Source organism: Thermoanaerobacterales bacterium, assembly GCA_030019475.1.
Taxonomy (GTDB): domain Bacteria; phylum Bacillota; class Desulfotomaculia; order Desulfotomaculales; family JASEER01; genus JASEER01.
The window spans coordinates 33,348-47,842 of sequence record JASEER010000018.1 but is presented as its reverse complement, the minus strand read 5'-3'; the positions used below and the strand labels follow the sequence as shown (position 1 = coordinate 47,842).

Annotated in this window: 15 protein-coding genes and 2 riboswitches; all 15 genes read right to left on the bottom strand. The window is 62.8% G+C overall.

Annotation, left to right across the window (positions count from 1 at the left end):
• The coding region (locus tag QMC81_06480; protein ID MDI6907114.1) for a DUF4198 domain-containing protein at nt 1-593 on the bottom strand (593 nt) is incomplete at its 3' end.
• Nucleotides 594-595: 2 nt separating this feature from the next.
• Nucleotides 596-1,249 (bottom strand): class I SAM-dependent methyltransferase, encoded by a 654-nt coding sequence (locus QMC81_06475; GenBank protein MDI6907113.1) that lies wholly within the window; start codon nt 1,247-1,249, stop codon nt 596-598.
• 276 nt (nt 1,250-1,525) lie between these two features.
• Nucleotides 1,526-1,963, bottom strand: coding sequence for a universal stress protein (locus tag QMC81_06470; GenBank protein ID MDI6907112.1), 438 nt, complete (start codon nt 1,961-1,963; stop codon nt 1,526-1,528).
• Nucleotides 1,964-1,967: 4 nt separating this feature from the next.
• Entirely contained in the window at nt 1,968-3,158 is a 1,191-nt protein-coding gene (locus QMC81_06465) for a cation:proton antiporter (GenBank protein ID MDI6907111.1), read from the bottom strand.
• Between the two features lie 57 nt (nt 3,159-3,215).
• Nucleotides 3,216-3,275, bottom strand: a riboswitch (Fluoride riboswitch).
• 73 nt (nt 3,276-3,348) lie between these two features.
• Complete coding sequence (locus QMC81_06460; GenBank protein MDI6907110.1) at nt 3,349-4,569, bottom strand: MFS transporter; 1,221 nt, start codon at nt 4,567-4,569, stop codon at nt 3,349-3,351.
• Between the two features lie 86 nt (nt 4,570-4,655).
• Nucleotides 4,656-5,702 (bottom strand): inorganic phosphate transporter, encoded by a 1,047-nt coding sequence (locus QMC81_06455; protein ID MDI6907109.1) that lies wholly within the window; start codon nt 5,700-5,702, stop codon nt 4,656-4,658.
• A 178-nt stretch (nt 5,703-5,880) separates the two neighbouring features.
• Nucleotides 5,881-6,423, bottom strand: a complete 543-nt coding sequence (locus QMC81_06450) for a hypothetical protein (GenBank protein MDI6907108.1) — start codon at nt 6,421-6,423, stop codon at nt 5,881-5,883.
• A 176-nt stretch (nt 6,424-6,599) separates the two neighbouring features.
• Nucleotides 6,600-6,989: a HEAT repeat domain-containing protein gene (locus tag QMC81_06445; protein MDI6907107.1), complete on the bottom strand. Its 390-nt coding sequence runs from the start codon at nt 6,987-6,989 to the stop codon at nt 6,600-6,602.
• Entirely contained in the window at nt 6,982-7,701 is a 720-nt protein-coding gene (locus QMC81_06440) for a DUF6062 family protein (GenBank protein ID MDI6907106.1), read from the bottom strand. The genes QMC81_06445 and QMC81_06440 overlap by 8 nt, the downstream gene beginning before the upstream one ends.
• 21 nt (nt 7,702-7,722) lie before the next feature.
• A complete protein-coding gene (locus QMC81_06435; GenBank protein ID MDI6907105.1) occupies nt 7,723-9,489 on the bottom strand; it encodes a dynamin family protein in 1,767 nt (588 codons plus the stop codon).
• Nucleotides 9,490-9,563: 74 nt separating this feature from the next.
• A riboswitch (Fluoride riboswitch) is annotated at nt 9,564-9,626 on the bottom strand.
• A gap of 181 nt (nt 9,627-9,807) precedes the next feature.
• The gene (locus QMC81_06430) at nt 9,808-11,550 is read right to left on the bottom strand and encodes an NADH-dependent [FeFe] hydrogenase, group A6 (protein MDI6907104.1); all 1,743 of its coding nucleotides are present in this window, start codon (nt 11,548-11,550) and stop codon (nt 9,808-9,810) included.
• A 30-nt stretch (nt 11,551-11,580) separates the two neighbouring features.
• Complete coding sequence (locus QMC81_06425) at nt 11,581-11,883, bottom strand: NADH-ubiquinone oxidoreductase-F iron-sulfur binding region domain-containing protein (GenBank protein MDI6907103.1); 303 nt, start codon at nt 11,881-11,883, stop codon at nt 11,581-11,583.
• Between the two features lie 37 nt (nt 11,884-11,920).
• Nucleotides 11,921-13,669: an NADH-dependent [FeFe] hydrogenase, group A6 gene (locus QMC81_06420; GenBank protein ID MDI6907102.1), complete on the bottom strand. Its 1,749-nt coding sequence runs from the start codon at nt 13,667-13,669 to the stop codon at nt 11,921-11,923.
• A 12-nt stretch (nt 13,670-13,681) separates the two neighbouring features.
• Nucleotides 13,682-14,068 (bottom strand): NADH-ubiquinone oxidoreductase-F iron-sulfur binding region domain-containing protein, encoded by a 387-nt coding sequence (locus QMC81_06415; protein MDI6907101.1) that lies wholly within the window; start codon nt 14,066-14,068, stop codon nt 13,682-13,684.
• Nucleotides 14,069-14,127: 59 nt separating this feature from the next.
• Nucleotides 14,128-14,451, bottom strand: coding sequence for an NADH-ubiquinone oxidoreductase-F iron-sulfur binding region domain-containing protein (locus QMC81_06410; protein MDI6907100.1), 324 nt, complete (start codon nt 14,449-14,451; stop codon nt 14,128-14,130).
• Nucleotides 14,452-14,495: the final 44 nt, after the last annotated feature.

The following is a 14,495-nucleotide window of genomic DNA, read 5'->3' as shown; positions in this document are numbered from 1 at the left end:
ATCATCCAGTTCCCGTCCCTGAACGGAAAGCTTACCACCCCCTCCGCGTCCGTGCCAGCGGTACGGGGAAATGAGCTGCCGGAACAAAAGGCTTGCACCCTGGCCCCACCCAAGGGACGGCCCTCGTAGAGAACCGCCAGCTCCAGCCGCTCCTCCGCGGGAGGCCGCGGCACGATCTCAAACTCCGCGCCCGACGGCCCCGGCCAGGGACCGTCCCGTTCCACGACGACCAAAGCCTTGGCGTACTGGTAATAATAGACCGATTTCACGATCGTTACGTCCGGATGGTCGGCGCGGGGACCGCGCAGGTGGCGGCCGTCCGAACCGATACTCCAGATCTTCCCGTCATACTCGGCCAGAAGAGTGTGCACGCCGATTTCGGCAGGCCTAAAAACGGCAGTCAGGTCCGCCTCCCCGGCCTCCACGGCCAGCGGGATTCTGTTGCCTGCCGGGGAAATCAACCAGGTCCTGGTGCGTAACGGGTCCGCTTTCCCCTGCACGACAAAATCGTGGCCGAACCTGATGCGGGCGGTTAACTCCTCTCCGGGACGCGCCCGGTACGGGCACTTGATCCAGATGTTGTGCGGCGCCACCCTTACACCTCCCGGGGCCTGAACCCGCTGATGAGACAGGTGACTCTATCGCTGCCGGGATCACGCGGGAGAGGCTCGACATCCACACCGGCAAACCCGGCGTTCACAAAAAGCGCGGCCACTTCCCCCGGACTGACATCTCTGTTCAGGGGCAGCCTCTCTTCGATTTCCGGAGGGTAATGATGGCCCTTCTCCCCCGGCCGGCGGGGGGAGAAGTCGGCCAGCACCCGCCCGCCCGGCCTGAGCACCCGGTACCACTCGGCGATGGCCCGCTCCGGTTCCGGCAGCGTCCAGAGCACGTGCCGGGCCGTCACGGCATCAAAAGACGCGTCCGGAAAAGGAAGCGCCTCTATTTCCCCCTCGATGAAGGCCGTCTCCAGGCCCGCCTCCCGGGCCTTCGCCCTGGCCTGGTCGAGCATGGTCACGGACCAGTCGACTCCCGTTGTGCGGTGTCCCAGCTCGGCCAGGATCAACGCCACGAATCCGGTGCCCGTTCCGATATCCAGCACATCCAGCGAACCGGGTCCCATCCGTGCCAGGATGTTCCGCCAACGTTCCTTCTCGGCGGGGCTTTTCGTACCGTGAGCGTCGGCATGTTCGTAATGACGGCCCTTGGCGTTCCATCGCGCCCGCATCGTCTCCCGTAAGTCGTTCATCCGACTGCATCCCTGCCTCCCGTGAGATGAAATTAAAAGACCACGGAGCCTTTGACCCCCGCTTCTGCGGGGTTAAGGTCTCCGTGGCCTTAATTGTTTACGCGATGCCTTTTCAGAGTGCCTTACGCTCTACAGCGTAACTACCTGTATATCCACCACGGCGGCTTCGGCCGCCATTTCCGGGCTTTATTCGACGCTTCCTCCAATAGTTCCTGCCGCTCGTCAAAAAACTTCCCTGTTTCGGCTGCCGCGACACATTATGACTGGATGGCCGGGCTACGATTGATGCGGCTTCTCCTTGACCACCAGCACCGCGCAGGGGGCGTGGCGGGAAACGAACTGGGAAACGCTGCCCATAAGCAGTTGCTGCAGGCGGCTCAGCCCCCGCGCTCCGACAACCACCAGGTCCATCTTCTCTTCCTCGGCGTGGCGGACCAGGATCTGGCCGACGTGACCGAAGAGGAGGTGCGTCCGCACCTGGACCTCGCTCTTGCGCGCGAGCCATCTGACCTGCTCGATGCTCTTTTCGTAGAAGGCCTGGGCCTGCGCCTTATGGTCCTCGACCTCCCCCACGGTGCCGGCGTAGTCCGGCAGGTCGGCGACCATCACCGCGTCCAGCGTCGCGCCGTACCTTTCCGCCAGGTTCAGGCCGGCGGCGAAGGCCCGCCGGGCGTGCTCCGAACCGTCGTAGGCGACCATAATCTTCTTGAACACGTTCCTACTCTCCTTCTGCAATTTTCTGTAACGGCTCCGCGGAAGTCCGGGTAACCGTTCGGGATCCGTTCTCCTCTTCGCTCTCCGGTTGCGGCCGGAAGAAGGCCTGGGCGATCAGCGTCGGCACCACGGCGCTGCCGATGACCACCGTGACCAGGACCGTGTACTGGCTCTGGTTAATAATGCCGTGCGACAGGCCGAACAATGAGGAAATCGTCCCGAACGTTAACCCGGTGGACATCAGCAGGGTGGTGTACATCCCGTCGCGGGGCGTAAACCAGAAAGCCCGGGTCAGCGGCCAGACGCCGAAGAACTTGGTCACCATTTTGACCCCCAGGAGGATCGTAATAAGAAGCAGGCCGGAGACCACCGCCGGCAGGGAGACGAAGAGCCCGGCCTTCAGGAAGTAGAAGGGCGTGAGCACGGCGAAGGCGATCGCCCGCAGCCGGGAGAGAAACTCCTTCTGCTCCATGAAAAACCCCGCCGCCGCCAGCCCGATCAGGTAGGCCGGCAGGACCGGCTCGCTGTTGGCCTTCAGGGCCAGCCCGCCGAGCAGGAACAGCAGGAAGAAAAAGTACTTCGCCTCCATCTGGCTGACCCGGTTCCCGTAGCGCCCGGTGAACCAGCGGGTCAGCTTCGGGGTCGCCGCCAGGACGACGGCCGACACGCCGATGAAAACCCCCAGCCAGACGTTGAAGTTGGCGAAGAAGACGCCGAGGGCCAGGACGGTCCCCAGGTCGGTCACGAAGCAGGCCGCCAGGATGATCTTCCCCAGTTCCGTTTCGTTCAGGCCGGTCTCGACCATCACCGCGTAGACCACGGCCACCGAAGTCGTGGAAAGGGCGATGCCGGCGATCAGCGAGGCGTCCATCGTCCAGCCGGCCACCCAGTAGGCGTAGGCGAAGGCACCGGCGAACGGGAAGAGGAAGGACGCCGTGCCGATAGACACGCTCTCCTTGAATTTGTCGCGCAGCACGACCGGGTCGACCTCCGCGCCGGCCAGGAAGGTCAGGAAGACGCTGCCGAACCCGGCCAGCATCTGCACCCAGGGCACGACCTCCAGGTGCAGGAAGTTGCCCCCGATAACCCCGAACATGATCTCGGTAAGTGCCACGGAGATCCCCAGGCGCACCGAGACCAGGCCGGCCGCCAGGGCCAGGCCGATCCAGACCGAGGCCGTCAACCACTCGTTCATTACTTCCCCTCCCGCGATGCTCAGGCAGGACCGCGACAAAAAATGGCCCCACCCATGGATTGGGTAGGAGCCATTAGCGTCGTCGCGTTTAAGGCGAGCTCCATCGCCGAGCACTATTGTATCCAGACAGGCCACCGGGCGTCAAGACAAAACTCAACACTCCCGCCGTTTACCACCACGTCCGCCAGTGTTACCCCTGACCAGCCAGTAGATTCCGGCGCACCATCAAAATAAGGGGCAGGGATAATATTTCCAGGGCCACGGCAAACGCTATGGCGTAGGGAATGGCGATACCGTACAGGACGCCCATCAGGCTGCTGCCGAGAAACCAGGCGGCCCCGTAGCCGGTGTTGAAGATTCCGTAGGCCAGGCCGCGCCGCCCCGGAGGGATGATGGCGGCGATGGCCGCCCGCATGATCGTCTCCTGGATACCCATGGCCGCGCCCCAGAGGACGACGCCCAGGAGAACCGGGTAATAGGCCTTTGAAAAAGCCAGGAAGGGGATCGGGATCGTAAGCAGGGGCAGGACGGTCAACGTGAGGAGGCCCTTATTGTCGAACAGGCGGCCGACGGGCAGGGCCACCAGGGCGTCCACCCCCATGGCCACGGCGAAAAACACGGGAATGTGGGCGTCGGGCACAATTCCCTGACCCTTTAAATGGTAGGATATGAGCTGGAAGTGCGCGAAGCCCCCGATACTGGTTACCGTAAACAGGATGTAGAGCCAGAAAACCCGGGGCAGTTTTTGTCCTTCGTGATAGGACCGCACATCGCCGTGGGTGACCTCCAGCGATTGCGGATCGGGGTAAAGGTACCTGGCGGTCAGCAGGATGACGATAGCGATCAGGGCCGGGATAAGGAGAACGGCGAAACCAGCCCGGTAAGACTCGTTACGGAAAAGTAAGGCGGCGGCGACGATCAGCGGGCCGGTGACGGCGCCGATCTGGTCGAGGGCCTCGTGCAGGCCGAAGGCCCAGCCCCGCCCGACGCGCGCCGCGGCGTGGGAGAGCATGGCGTCCCGGGCGGGGGTACGGATGGCCTTGCCGAAGCGCTCGGCCACGATCAGGAAGGCGGCCGCCTCCCAGCGGCCGGTCACGGCGAGGAGGGGCACGGCCAGCAGGTTGATGCCGTACCCGGCGATGGTGATCAGCCAGTAGCGCTGGGTGCGGTCGGCCAGGTAGCCCGAAACCAGGCGCAGGGCGTAGCCCACCAGTTCCCCGAAGCCGCCGACGAAGCCCACGACAGCGGCGCTCGCCCCCAAGAGAGACAGGTACGGGCCAGTGATACTGTGGGCGCCCTCGTAGGTCATGTCGGCGAAGAGGCTCACCACGCCCATCAGGACGATAAAGCGTAGAGCATTCTTTGTCCGAGCTTGACGTTCGCTTTGAGTCTCACGCTTGCTTTCCGGCAATGTTACTTACGACCCCTTTCTCTTGTCTTCCTTGGCCCTAAAAAGCCCTAAACATCCTTTAGGTTTAAAATGCAGAACCTGTCACGTTATTTTACCCCCAGCAGCCAGCTCAGCAGGGAATATAAACAAAAAGCCACGATACCACCAACAACAGGCGTAAGGAACCAGGAAATGACAATCTCTTTAATTGCTTTTAGATCGATAGCCTTGATACCCCGGGCCAGTCCGGCGCCTGCTATGCCCCCTATCATCGCCTGGTTCATGGAGGTGGGATAGCCGAGAAAAGCCGCGACGTGGGCGGTAATTCCCTGGGCCAATTGGGCGCCTATGGCGCTGTTGAGGTCCAGAGAGACAATGTGGAGGCCGACTTTCTCTAAAAGGGGTCGCCCCCACGTAAGGGCGCCAATGGCTATGACAATTCCGCCAACGAAACCCGCCATCATTTCGGACTTGAATGCTCCCGTGCCAAAGAAGACTCCCACGGCGTTGCCCGTGTTGTTGCACCCCAAAGTGTAGGCGGCATAGCAGCATACAAGGATTAAGAAATAACCCCAATATCTCTGTCTCTTTTCACTAGTTTTGTCTGAACCGGACTTATCGACCATTGTGGTCCCGTTGCTGGTTTGATATACTGCTGCAACTTCAGACGCCTTAAGCGCATTAAGTCTATCCATCATTTTGGTTAAGATGAAGCCGAGGATGACCCCAAGGATCGGGGTTCCTACCCAGGTGATGGCCAGGGCTAAAATGGTGGTTTCCCAGGATACCTTGACCTGCATTGCCAGGCCAGCGCCAACGACGGAAAAAACGGCCAACTGAGAAGTGGAAACCGGTAGCTTGAGCCAGGTATTGGCGGCGGTAACCAGCGCAGCGGTAAGCATCATGATCATGGCGCTGAAGACCGTCATATCCTTGGCTTCAATGATGCCAGTACCTATAGTCTTGACAACGTTGTGACTTTCCAGTGTGGCCCCCAGAATTACGGAAAAGGCAATGAGAAGGGTGGCGTTTCTTGCGGTGATCAGTTTCGCCCCGAATGCTGTGCCCATAACCGCCCCGGTATAATGGGAACCGATTGTCCAGCCGAAAAAAAGCCCGGCGATGATCATTCCGACCAGGTATGCAGTCTCCATAATCCTCACCCTTTCGTTAAATAATGAATTGACAAGTAATAATGTTGGGGTCTGCCTATGCAGGCCCCAACATCTTCTTGGCCTGCATCATCAATGGAATCGCCGCTGGGCCCCGGATTGGGAGTATTGTCTGCCGTTTCTCCGGCAATTCAGAGTGACTAAAAGGGATAATAGCCCACTATTCTTTGTTCCCTTCGCTGGCCGCAAACACCCGGGCCGCGAAACCATCCAGGGCATCCCGGCATTCCGCCAGGCGCGCCTGGGCTTCTCCCGCCCTGGCGGCGCCGAAAAAGTCCCGGTTCTGTACCTTTTCAAGCCAGCCGACCAGCCTTTGCAGGCCTTCGTCGTTCTCCTCCAGTTCGGCAAACATGAAATTCTTCCGCTCCGTCTCCTGGCGTATTTCTTCCAAGAACGCCGCACACTGCTCAACAATCTCCCCGTATTCGACATCGCGCTCGGCGTTGAACCGCTCGACCACCTTTTCCTGCTCCGCCGGGTTGAAAGCCCGCGCCAAGAGCAACAGGCTTTCGCCGCCGGCCTCCCCGATCTCCCCGGCCAGGCCTTCAAAGAGATCACGGTTGACCGGAGAATCCGGCAGAATACAGACCGAGTTCTGCAGGTAAACGGCTCCCGCCCCTTTCAGGCGCCGCCAGGTGGCGACCCGGTAGCGCGAAGGTTCAGGCGGGATTTTATAGATCAGGAGCAGCCAGGCGTCAGCCATAATCACCACCTCTTGTAACAGCCGTTACGCCGAGTATATCATGTAACAGTAGTTACATCAAGGGCAAAATAAAAGAGAGAGCCATATTTGTACTCAGGCTCTCTCTCTTTCTCGGGTCGGGTATGTATTTATATTACTTTACCGTCAGTACTTCTTAGATGTCCCCCGCCGTCTTTTTATAATCCTGCTTCCCCCAGCGCCGCGGCGGCCGCCTCGCGCACCACCGCGCTGGGATCGGCCCGGGCGGCCTCGCGCAGCGCCTCCCGGGCCGCCGCGCCGCCGAGGCGGCCCAGGGCGCGGGCGGCCTGGACGCGTACCGGCAGGTAGGAAGAGCGCAGTAATTCCGTAAGCGTACCCAGGGCCCGAGGGTCGCCGATAAGCCCCAGGGCCTCAACGACCGTCTCCAGGAGATAGGGATCGCCCGCGTTGGCCGCGACGGCCGCCAGCAGGGCCTCCACGGCCCCCGTTTCGCGCCGCCGCCCCAGGAGCCAGGCCGCCCGGCGCCGGACGGCAGGGTCGGGGTGCTCCAGCGCGGCGATCAGCTTTTGGGCATAGGTTTCAGCCATGAGCCTCACGGTTGCCGACCAGCAGCCGTACCGCCCTGATCCAGGCGTCCTGTTCCGGCCCCTTAGGTTCATTGCGGAAGCGGTAGTCGTGTTTGCGAATGTACTCCCGCAGTTCGCCGACCAGGCCTTCTATCTTTCGCCTCTGCATCGCTATAACAGCCGCCCTCTCGGAGGCACCGGGCATCAGGTCCAGCGTGCGGATAAAATGCGGCAGGCACAGCCCGTCTGAGGAAACATAGGCGTCGCGGTAGCTGCCGTTCACCCGGTCGGCCGTGCGTTTGCAGTAGATGTGCGTAAAGCTCTCCAGGTGCGCGCAGACCGCGCAGGGCTCACCCGGGCGAAGTGCCCCGGCCGGGAGGCCGGCCTCTTCTTTTGCCCGCCGCCTCAGCCACCGCCGCCGCGATGGTCGTCCCTCCGATTGTTCCAAGTCTTCTTCCAGGAGAGACAGAAGAATATCCTCCTCCAGGATGGCGTTGCTCATACCGTCGCCAAACTCCCGCGCCTCCAGTTCCTGGAGCGCCCAGGCGTGACGGTGACACAGGCCGCGCCCCCGACGGAGACGGGCCCTGACGTATGCGTCGCAGATCCCCTCGCGGAGCAGCGAGCGCAGGTAACGGTCCTCGATGCTGACAAGCAGCGTGCACACGGGACAGCCGGGGAGCTTCATCGCCCCCATGATCTCCGTGTCAATGAGATCTATATCGGGATCCACGGCCAACCTCCATCCGGTTGTTCAGAAGGCCCCCAGGACGGCCTCGACGGTTTTCCGCAGGCGTCCGAGGCGCTCGAGTTCGGCCTCGCACTTGACGAGGGCCTTCGCCCTCTCCTCCGCCCCCGCCTGCCGGTCGGCCATCGCGCGCTCGACAGCGCCCTTCAGGCCGAAGGCCACGGCGTCGGCACGCAGGCGCAGTTCCCCGGCCACCTCCCGCACCCGCTCGGTGAGGCCGGTCACCAGGTCGGCGCGCACCCGGCCGCAGTTGCGGTCCAGTAGTTCGGCGAGCTTGTCGCGCGCCTTATCCGTCACCTTTTTCCTGAGCAGCGCCTTCGGGAGCATCGAGACCACCGTCAGGTCCTCGAAGGCCGGGATGAAGGTCGGGTGCTCCCAGAAGTGGAAGTAGAAGTAGCGGTCCCCGAGGATGTACTCCTTGTACTCCGTCCTGTGCACCGGGACGTTGAAGATCTCGGCCGAGACACTCATCATCCGGTCCACGATAGCCTCAATGCGGGCAAAGAAGCGTTTCGCCACTGCTTCGAAGTCGTTCTTGATCTTCTCCCGGAGCTGTTCTTGCTCCGCCTCCAGGGCCTCCAGGACGATCTTTTTCGTGAACTCCTTGGCTTTTTCGGCCACCTCTTTGACCGAGCTCCGCGGCCAGACCTCGGCCAAATATGCCTCGAGGCGCGCGGTCAGTTCCGGCTGGATCTTTTTCTTGAAGTTTTCGATTTCCTCGCCCACCCAGGCGCCCAGTTTCTCGACCTCCCGGTAAAGCAGGTAGATGCTATCCTCGCGCTCCTGTTCCAAAACCCCCAGCTCGGCGGTGAAGGCGTCCATCTTCTCCTGCAGGCTCTCCAGCGATTCGTCCATTCCCCGCCGCCACAGCTCAAGCCCCAGCGTCAGTTCGTTGATGACCCGCTGCGCCCGGGATGCCGTCGCCGAAAGGATCAGGGAGGCCTTCTCCTTCTCGGCCACCGCGCGCAGCAGGCCTTCCAGCTCCGGCATGCGGCTCTGGCGGTAAAGGGCCTCATCACCGGTCAGCTTCCCCTCCAGGGCCTGCTTCGCCGAGATCGGGAGCAGGGTGATCTCCGGCACCTCGAGGTGCTCGCGCAGGGTGTCGCGCACGAAACGGAAGGCCTCGTCCAGGTCGGCCCCCTGCGCCAGGTCGGCCTTGTTCAGGATGAAAACCATTTTGCCCACGTACCGGCGGATATCATGCAGGTAGGAGAGTTCGGTCTTCCCGAGCGGCGCGTCCACCGAGACAATGAAAACGCCGGCGTCGGCCCGCGGCAGGTAGCCGTAGGCCGCCTCCGTGTTGTGCTCGTAGACCGAACCGACCCCCGGCGTGTCGACCAGGATCACCCCGCGGGCCAGGTAGGGGGAGGGATGGGTCAGCACCACCTCCCGCACCCCTTTCTTGTTCCCCGGGTTGCCGCGTTCGGTGACGAACGAAGGGATGTCCGGTACGGGAATCGTTTCCTCCCGTCCGTCAAGGTAAAAGACAGTCGCCCCGGTTTGCGCCCCGTGGCGGATAATGGTCGGGATGGCCGTCAGAGGGACGATGGCCGTGGGCAGGACGTTATCCCCGAGCAGGGCGTTGATGAAGGTGGACTTGCCGCGCTTGAACTCCCCGAGGACGACCAGGGTGATCGTTTCCTGCCGGAGGCGGGCGGCGCTCTCGTTCAGCAGATCCCCGGCGAAGCGGTTGCCTTTCTCCGCCACGATGGCGATGAGTTCGTCCAGAGCCCCCTGCAAGGCCGCTTTATGCCCGGCGTAGCCGTTGCTCATTGTGGCATTCCCTCCTTCGGTAAAACATTCCGGCCGGGGCGGCAAAATAAAAACCCCTACCGGCACAACCGTTCTTTCCGGTAGGGGTTATCAACCACTGCGTGGTGTTTCGGGCGAACCCCATCGCCCCTTATGTTCCCGCCTTCACGTTCTGCCATAATGATACGGTTTCCCGCGCACCCTGTCAAGACACGGACAAGGATCCCGCTGATTCCCAAGCCCCACCTGCAACGCATAAAAAAATCCGGCAGGATGATGTTCCTGCCGGTAGGAGAGCCCCTGTATAATCAGGGGCGGGAATGGCTTCACAACGAAAGGCTATTCCACCCGCGGTTGCCACCCACGGGCGACGTAAGTGGTGTGGAGCAGTTCGTGCGATCGATGGCCCAAGGGCTTTTCCAGGTACTCCTCGTAGAGCTTCGTGACCTGGGGGTTCTCATGCGACTTGCGGTACTGCAACGCCTTGTCGCGGGCATAGGTCCCGCCGATGCGGCGCTCGCGCGAAAGGGTGCCGGTCGGAATCGGCTGGCCGCCGCCGCCGATGCACCCGCCCGGGCAGCACATGATCTCGATAAAGTGGTAGTCCTTCAGTTCCCCGGCGCGGACCTTCTCCATAAGGATGCGGGCGTTGCTCAAGCCGTGTGACACTAACACCTTCACGTTCAGGCCGTTGACGGGTACCGTCGCCTCCTTGATACCCTTCAGGCCCCGGACCTCTTCAAAGTCAATCTGATCCAACGTCTTGCCCGTAACCAACTCGTACGCGGTGCGCAGCGCCGCCTCCATCACGCCGCCCGTGGCGCCGAAGATCTGGGCGGCGCCGCTGCCGACGCCCATCGGTTCGTCGTAGTCCTCGTCGGGCAGGTTGGCGAAGTCCAGGCCGGCCTCCCTGATCATCCGTCCCAGTTCGCGCGAGGTCAGCACGACATCGACGTCACGGTAACCGGAGGCGTTCATCTCCGGGCGCTGCGCTTCGAATTTCTTGGCCGTGCAGGGCATAATGGAAACCACAAAGATGTCCTTCGGATCGATGCCCCTCTTCTGCGCGTAGTACGTCTTCGCCAGCGGCCCCAGCATCTGCTGCGGCGACTTGCAGGAGGAGACATGCTCCAAAAGATCCGGATAGAAGTGTTCGATGTACTTGATCCAGCCGGGGCTGCAGGACGTAAACTGCGGCAGGACGCCGCCATTGTTTATCCGTTCGAGAAGCTCGGAACCTTCCTCCATGATGGTCAGGTCGGCGGTGAAGTTGGTGTCGAAGACCGCGTCGAAGCCCAGCCGCCGCAAGGCGGCCACCATCTTCCCGGTGATGTCGGTTCCCACCGGCAGGCCGAACATTTCGCCGATGGAGACGTGCGTCGCCGGCGCCGTCTGCACCACCACGTGCTTCTGCGGATCGGCCAGCGCCGCCCAGACCCTGCCGGTCTCGTCGCGTTCGTAGATGGCCCCCACCGGGCAAACCAGGATACACTGCCCGCACTGCACGCAGTTGGTTTCGGCCAGCGGCACCCGGAGTACCGGGGCAACCGCGGCCTCCCCGTCCACCTTCGCAAACTCGATGGCGCTCACGCCCTGCACCTGCTGACACACCGTCACGCAACGGCGGCAGAGGATGCACTTGTTGGGGTCACGGATGATCGCCGCCGAGGAATCATCGATCGGGTAGACGGGCCGCGTGCGGGGGAAACGCACCTCGCGGATGCCGAAGGTCGCCGCCAGGTCCTGCAGCTCGCACAACCCGTTCCTCACGCACGCCGGACACTCCATGGGGTGATTCGCCAGAATCAGTTCCACGGTGACCCGGCGCGTCTCGCGCACCGCAGCGGTGTTGGTGCGCACCACCATGCCCGCCGCCGCGGGCGTGTTACAGGCGGTCTTGAACTCCTTTTCTCCTTCGACCTCGACGACGCAGACACGGCAGGCGCCGACGTCGTGACCGATGTCCTTCAGATAGCACAGGGTGGGAATCTTTATCCCCACGCGCGCCGCCGCTTCAAGAATCGTGGTCCCCGGCTCCACCTCGACCCGCAGGCCGTCGATGGTCAGCGCGAACGTGCTCATCTTCCCGTCCCTCCTTTATCGTCAAGATTCTCATTGAACGCCGGACTGAAACAGCGAAGGATAGCGCGCCATCAGGTCCAGAACCAGCCTTCCCCCGATACGTCCCACCCCGCATTTCGCGCTTTGGCCGACGGTACGGGCCAGCTCGCCCAGCGTTGCCGCATCCTCGGCGCTGACCGTGCCGCCGTTGCCGATCCTGTCAAGCACGGCCGCGATCTGTTTCACCCCATGCCAGCACGGCAGGCACTCCCCGCATGACTCGTTGCGCACCAGAGCCATCAGGGAACGGGCCATCTCCGTGACAACTTTCGCCTCGGCGTTGTCCAGAGACATGTTCTTTCCGCCTCCTTCGGACAATAGTTTCACCCCGCTACGACCTCGCTGTGTAATGAGTGTGAAGCAGCTCGTGCGACCGGTGACCCAGGGGTTTTTCCAGGAACTCCTCGTAGAGCTTCTTCAGCGCCGGGTTTTCGTGCGACTTGCGGTACTCCATGGCCGCGTCCACCCGGTACAGCCCCGCGATACGGTTTGCCCTCACTTCCGTATCCGTCGGGATCGGCTGGCCGCCGCCGCCGATGCACCCGCCCGGACAGCACATAATTTCAATGAAGTGATAGTCCTTGAGTTCGCCGGCCTTCAGCTTCTCCATCACTTTGCGGGCGTTGCCCAGCCCATGCGCCACCATCACCTTCAGATCGATCCCCTTCAGCGGTACCACCGCCTCCTTGATGCCCTCCAGCCCACGCACCTCCTCAAAATTGATTTGCTGTAGTTCCCGTCCGGTAACAACCTCGTAGGCCGTGCGCAAAGCAGCCTCCATCACGCCGCCGGTGGCCCCGAAGATCGCCGCCGCCCCGGTGGAGACACCCAGTGGTTCGTCGTACTCCTCGTCCGGCAGGTTGGCGAAGTCGATCCCCGCCCGCCGGATCATCCGGCCGAGTTCCCGTGATGTGAGGACGACATCGACGTCACGGCTCACCTCAGGGTTGTTCCAGTAACGCTGTGCCGCGTCCATTTCCGGCCTGGCCGCCTCGAACTTCTTCGCGGTGCAGGGCATGACCGACACCACGAAAATGCTGGCCGGATCAAGGCCCTTCTTTTCGGCGTAGTAGGTCTTGGCGACCGCCCCGAACATCTGCTGCGGCGACTTGCAGGAAGAGATGTGCGGCAGAATCTCGGGATGGAAATGCTCGGCGTACTTGATCCATCCCGGACTGCAGGAGGTCAACTGGGGAAGCGCTCCCCCTTCGGTCAGCCGCTTGACGAGTTCCGAGGCCTCCTCCATAATCGTCAGGTCGGCGGTGAAGTCGGTATCGAACACGGCGTCGAAACCGAGCCGGCGCAGGGCGGCCACCATCCTGCCCGTCACCGGCGTCCCCGGCGGAAGACCGAACATGTCGCCGATGGTGACGCGGGTGGCCGGCGCCGTCTGCACCACCACGTGCTTTTCCGGATCGGCCAGCGCCGCCCAGACCGCATCCGTTTCATCCTTTTCCGTAATCGCCGCCGTGGGACAGACCAGCGCGCACTGCCCGCACTGCACGCATCGCGTGTCGGCAAGCGCCAGCCCCACGGGCGGTCCGATGAAGGCCTCGAAGCCGCAGCCCTGCAGCGTGATGACGCCCACGTCCTGGACGTCGCGGCAAACGCTGATGCACCGCCCGCAGAAAACGCACTTCCGCGGATCGCGGACGATGCCGGCGCCGGAGTCGTCCGGCGGCAGGGCGGCGTGGGTCGCCCCGCTTACCCGCACCGCGCGCACGTTCAGCCGCGCCGCCAGCGTCTGCAGTTCGCAGTTGCCGTTCCGGACACAGGTCAGACACTCCATGGGATGGTCGGAGAGGATCAACTCCAGCGTCATCCGCCGCGCGGCGCGCACCGCCGGTGTATTGGTCCGTACCACCATGCCCTCTTCCACCGGCGTGTTGCAGGACGTGACAAACTCCGCCCGTCCTTCCACCTCCACCACACAAATGCGGCAGGCCCCCACCTCGTTGATCCCCTTGAGGTAGCAGAGGGTGGGAATCTTGATCCCTATCCGCGCCGCGGCCTCCAGAATGGTGGTCCCGGCGTCCACTTCAACCGTCTGCCGGTCGATGACCAGCGCGACCTTGCCCATATGTTCGCCTCCTTAAACAGCGGTAGCCCCCGCCCGGGCGTTCGCCCCTCCGATCCCAAGACGCTCGCCCCGCGCGTGGGCCTCGTATTCGAAACGGTGGTGCTCCACGGACCGCGCCACCAACCTGCCGATCACCCTTCCCAGATGGCATCCGGACGAGGCGCCGACCATCCCCGCCGTATCCGCCAGCTGGGCCAGCAGATCGTCGCCCCCGGCCGCACCCCGCCCGCGCAAAACACCGTCGACAAGCTCCAGCATCCGGGTTGTGCCCAGACGGCACGGGGTACACTCGCCGCACGAAGCCTCCCGGGCCAGATCCAGGAGTTCCCGCGTTACGCCGACCGGACCCGGTTCTTGTGTTCCAACCCGGAACACCAGGTCACGCATTACCGACGACAATCGCAAAAGCCCCTTGTATTCCGCGTTACTCCCAACCATCGGCCCGGCTTCCCCAACACCTATTCGTCCTGGCCGATGACGGCCTGCCAACCCGGGTTGGCCTCCACCGTACCCGGACAGGTACCCCCAAGGTGCGCCAAAAGCTCGTCGCGGCCGTACCTGGCCACACCCGCCGCCGCCCGGCCCGCGACACGCCCCAGTTCGCACTTGGCCGCATGGCCGACCGCCTCCCCGACCTCCGCCAACAAGGCCATCTCGTCCTCATCCATTTCGCCCCGCAACACCCGTTCAAAGGCTTCCAGCAGGCGTTTCGTCCCAACGCGGCAGGGGGCGCACTCGGCGCAGGATTCTTGCTGCGCATACGCCAAAAGATGTTTGGCCATGTCCACTGTGCAGATGTCCTGCTCCGCAATCAGCCGGCCGACCG

Bases quoted from the DNA above. Each gene is read 5' to 3' on its own strand.
- QMC81_06455 (MDI6907109.1), bottom strand. From the start codon at position 5,702: ATGGAGACTGCATACCTGGTCGGAATGATCATCGCCGGGCTTTTTTTC.
- QMC81_06430 (MDI6907104.1), bottom strand. From the start codon at position 11,550: ATGAGCACGTTCGCGCTGACCATCGACGGCCTGCGGGTCGAGGTGGAG.
- QMC81_06475 (MDI6907113.1), bottom strand. From the start codon at position 1,249: ATGAACGACTTACGGGAGACGATGCGGGCGCGATGGAACGCCAAGGGC.
- QMC81_06450 (MDI6907108.1), bottom strand. From the start codon at position 6,423: ATGGCTGACGCCTGGCTGCTCCTGATCTATAAAATCCCGCCTGAACCT.
- QMC81_06420 (MDI6907102.1), bottom strand. From the start codon at position 13,669: ATGGGCAAGGTCGCGCTGGTCATCGACCGGCAGACGGTTGAAGTGGAC.
- QMC81_06445 (MDI6907107.1), bottom strand. From the start codon at position 6,989: ATGGCTGAAACCTATGCCCAAAAGCTGATCGCCGCGCTGGAGCACCCC.
- QMC81_06465 (MDI6907111.1), bottom strand. From the start codon at position 3,158: ATGAACGAGTGGTTGACGGCCTCGGTCTGGATCGGCCTGGCCCTGGCG.
- QMC81_06435 (MDI6907105.1), bottom strand. From the start codon at position 9,489: ATGAGCAACGGCTACGCCGGGCATAAAGCGGCCTTGCAGGGGGCTCTG.
- QMC81_06410 (MDI6907100.1), bottom strand. From the start codon at position 14,451: ATGGCCAAACATCTTTTGGCGTATGCGCAGCAAGAATCCTGCGCCGAG.
- QMC81_06425 (MDI6907103.1), bottom strand. From the start codon at position 11,883: ATGTCTCTGGACAACGCCGAGGCGAAAGTTGTCACGGAGATGGCCCGT.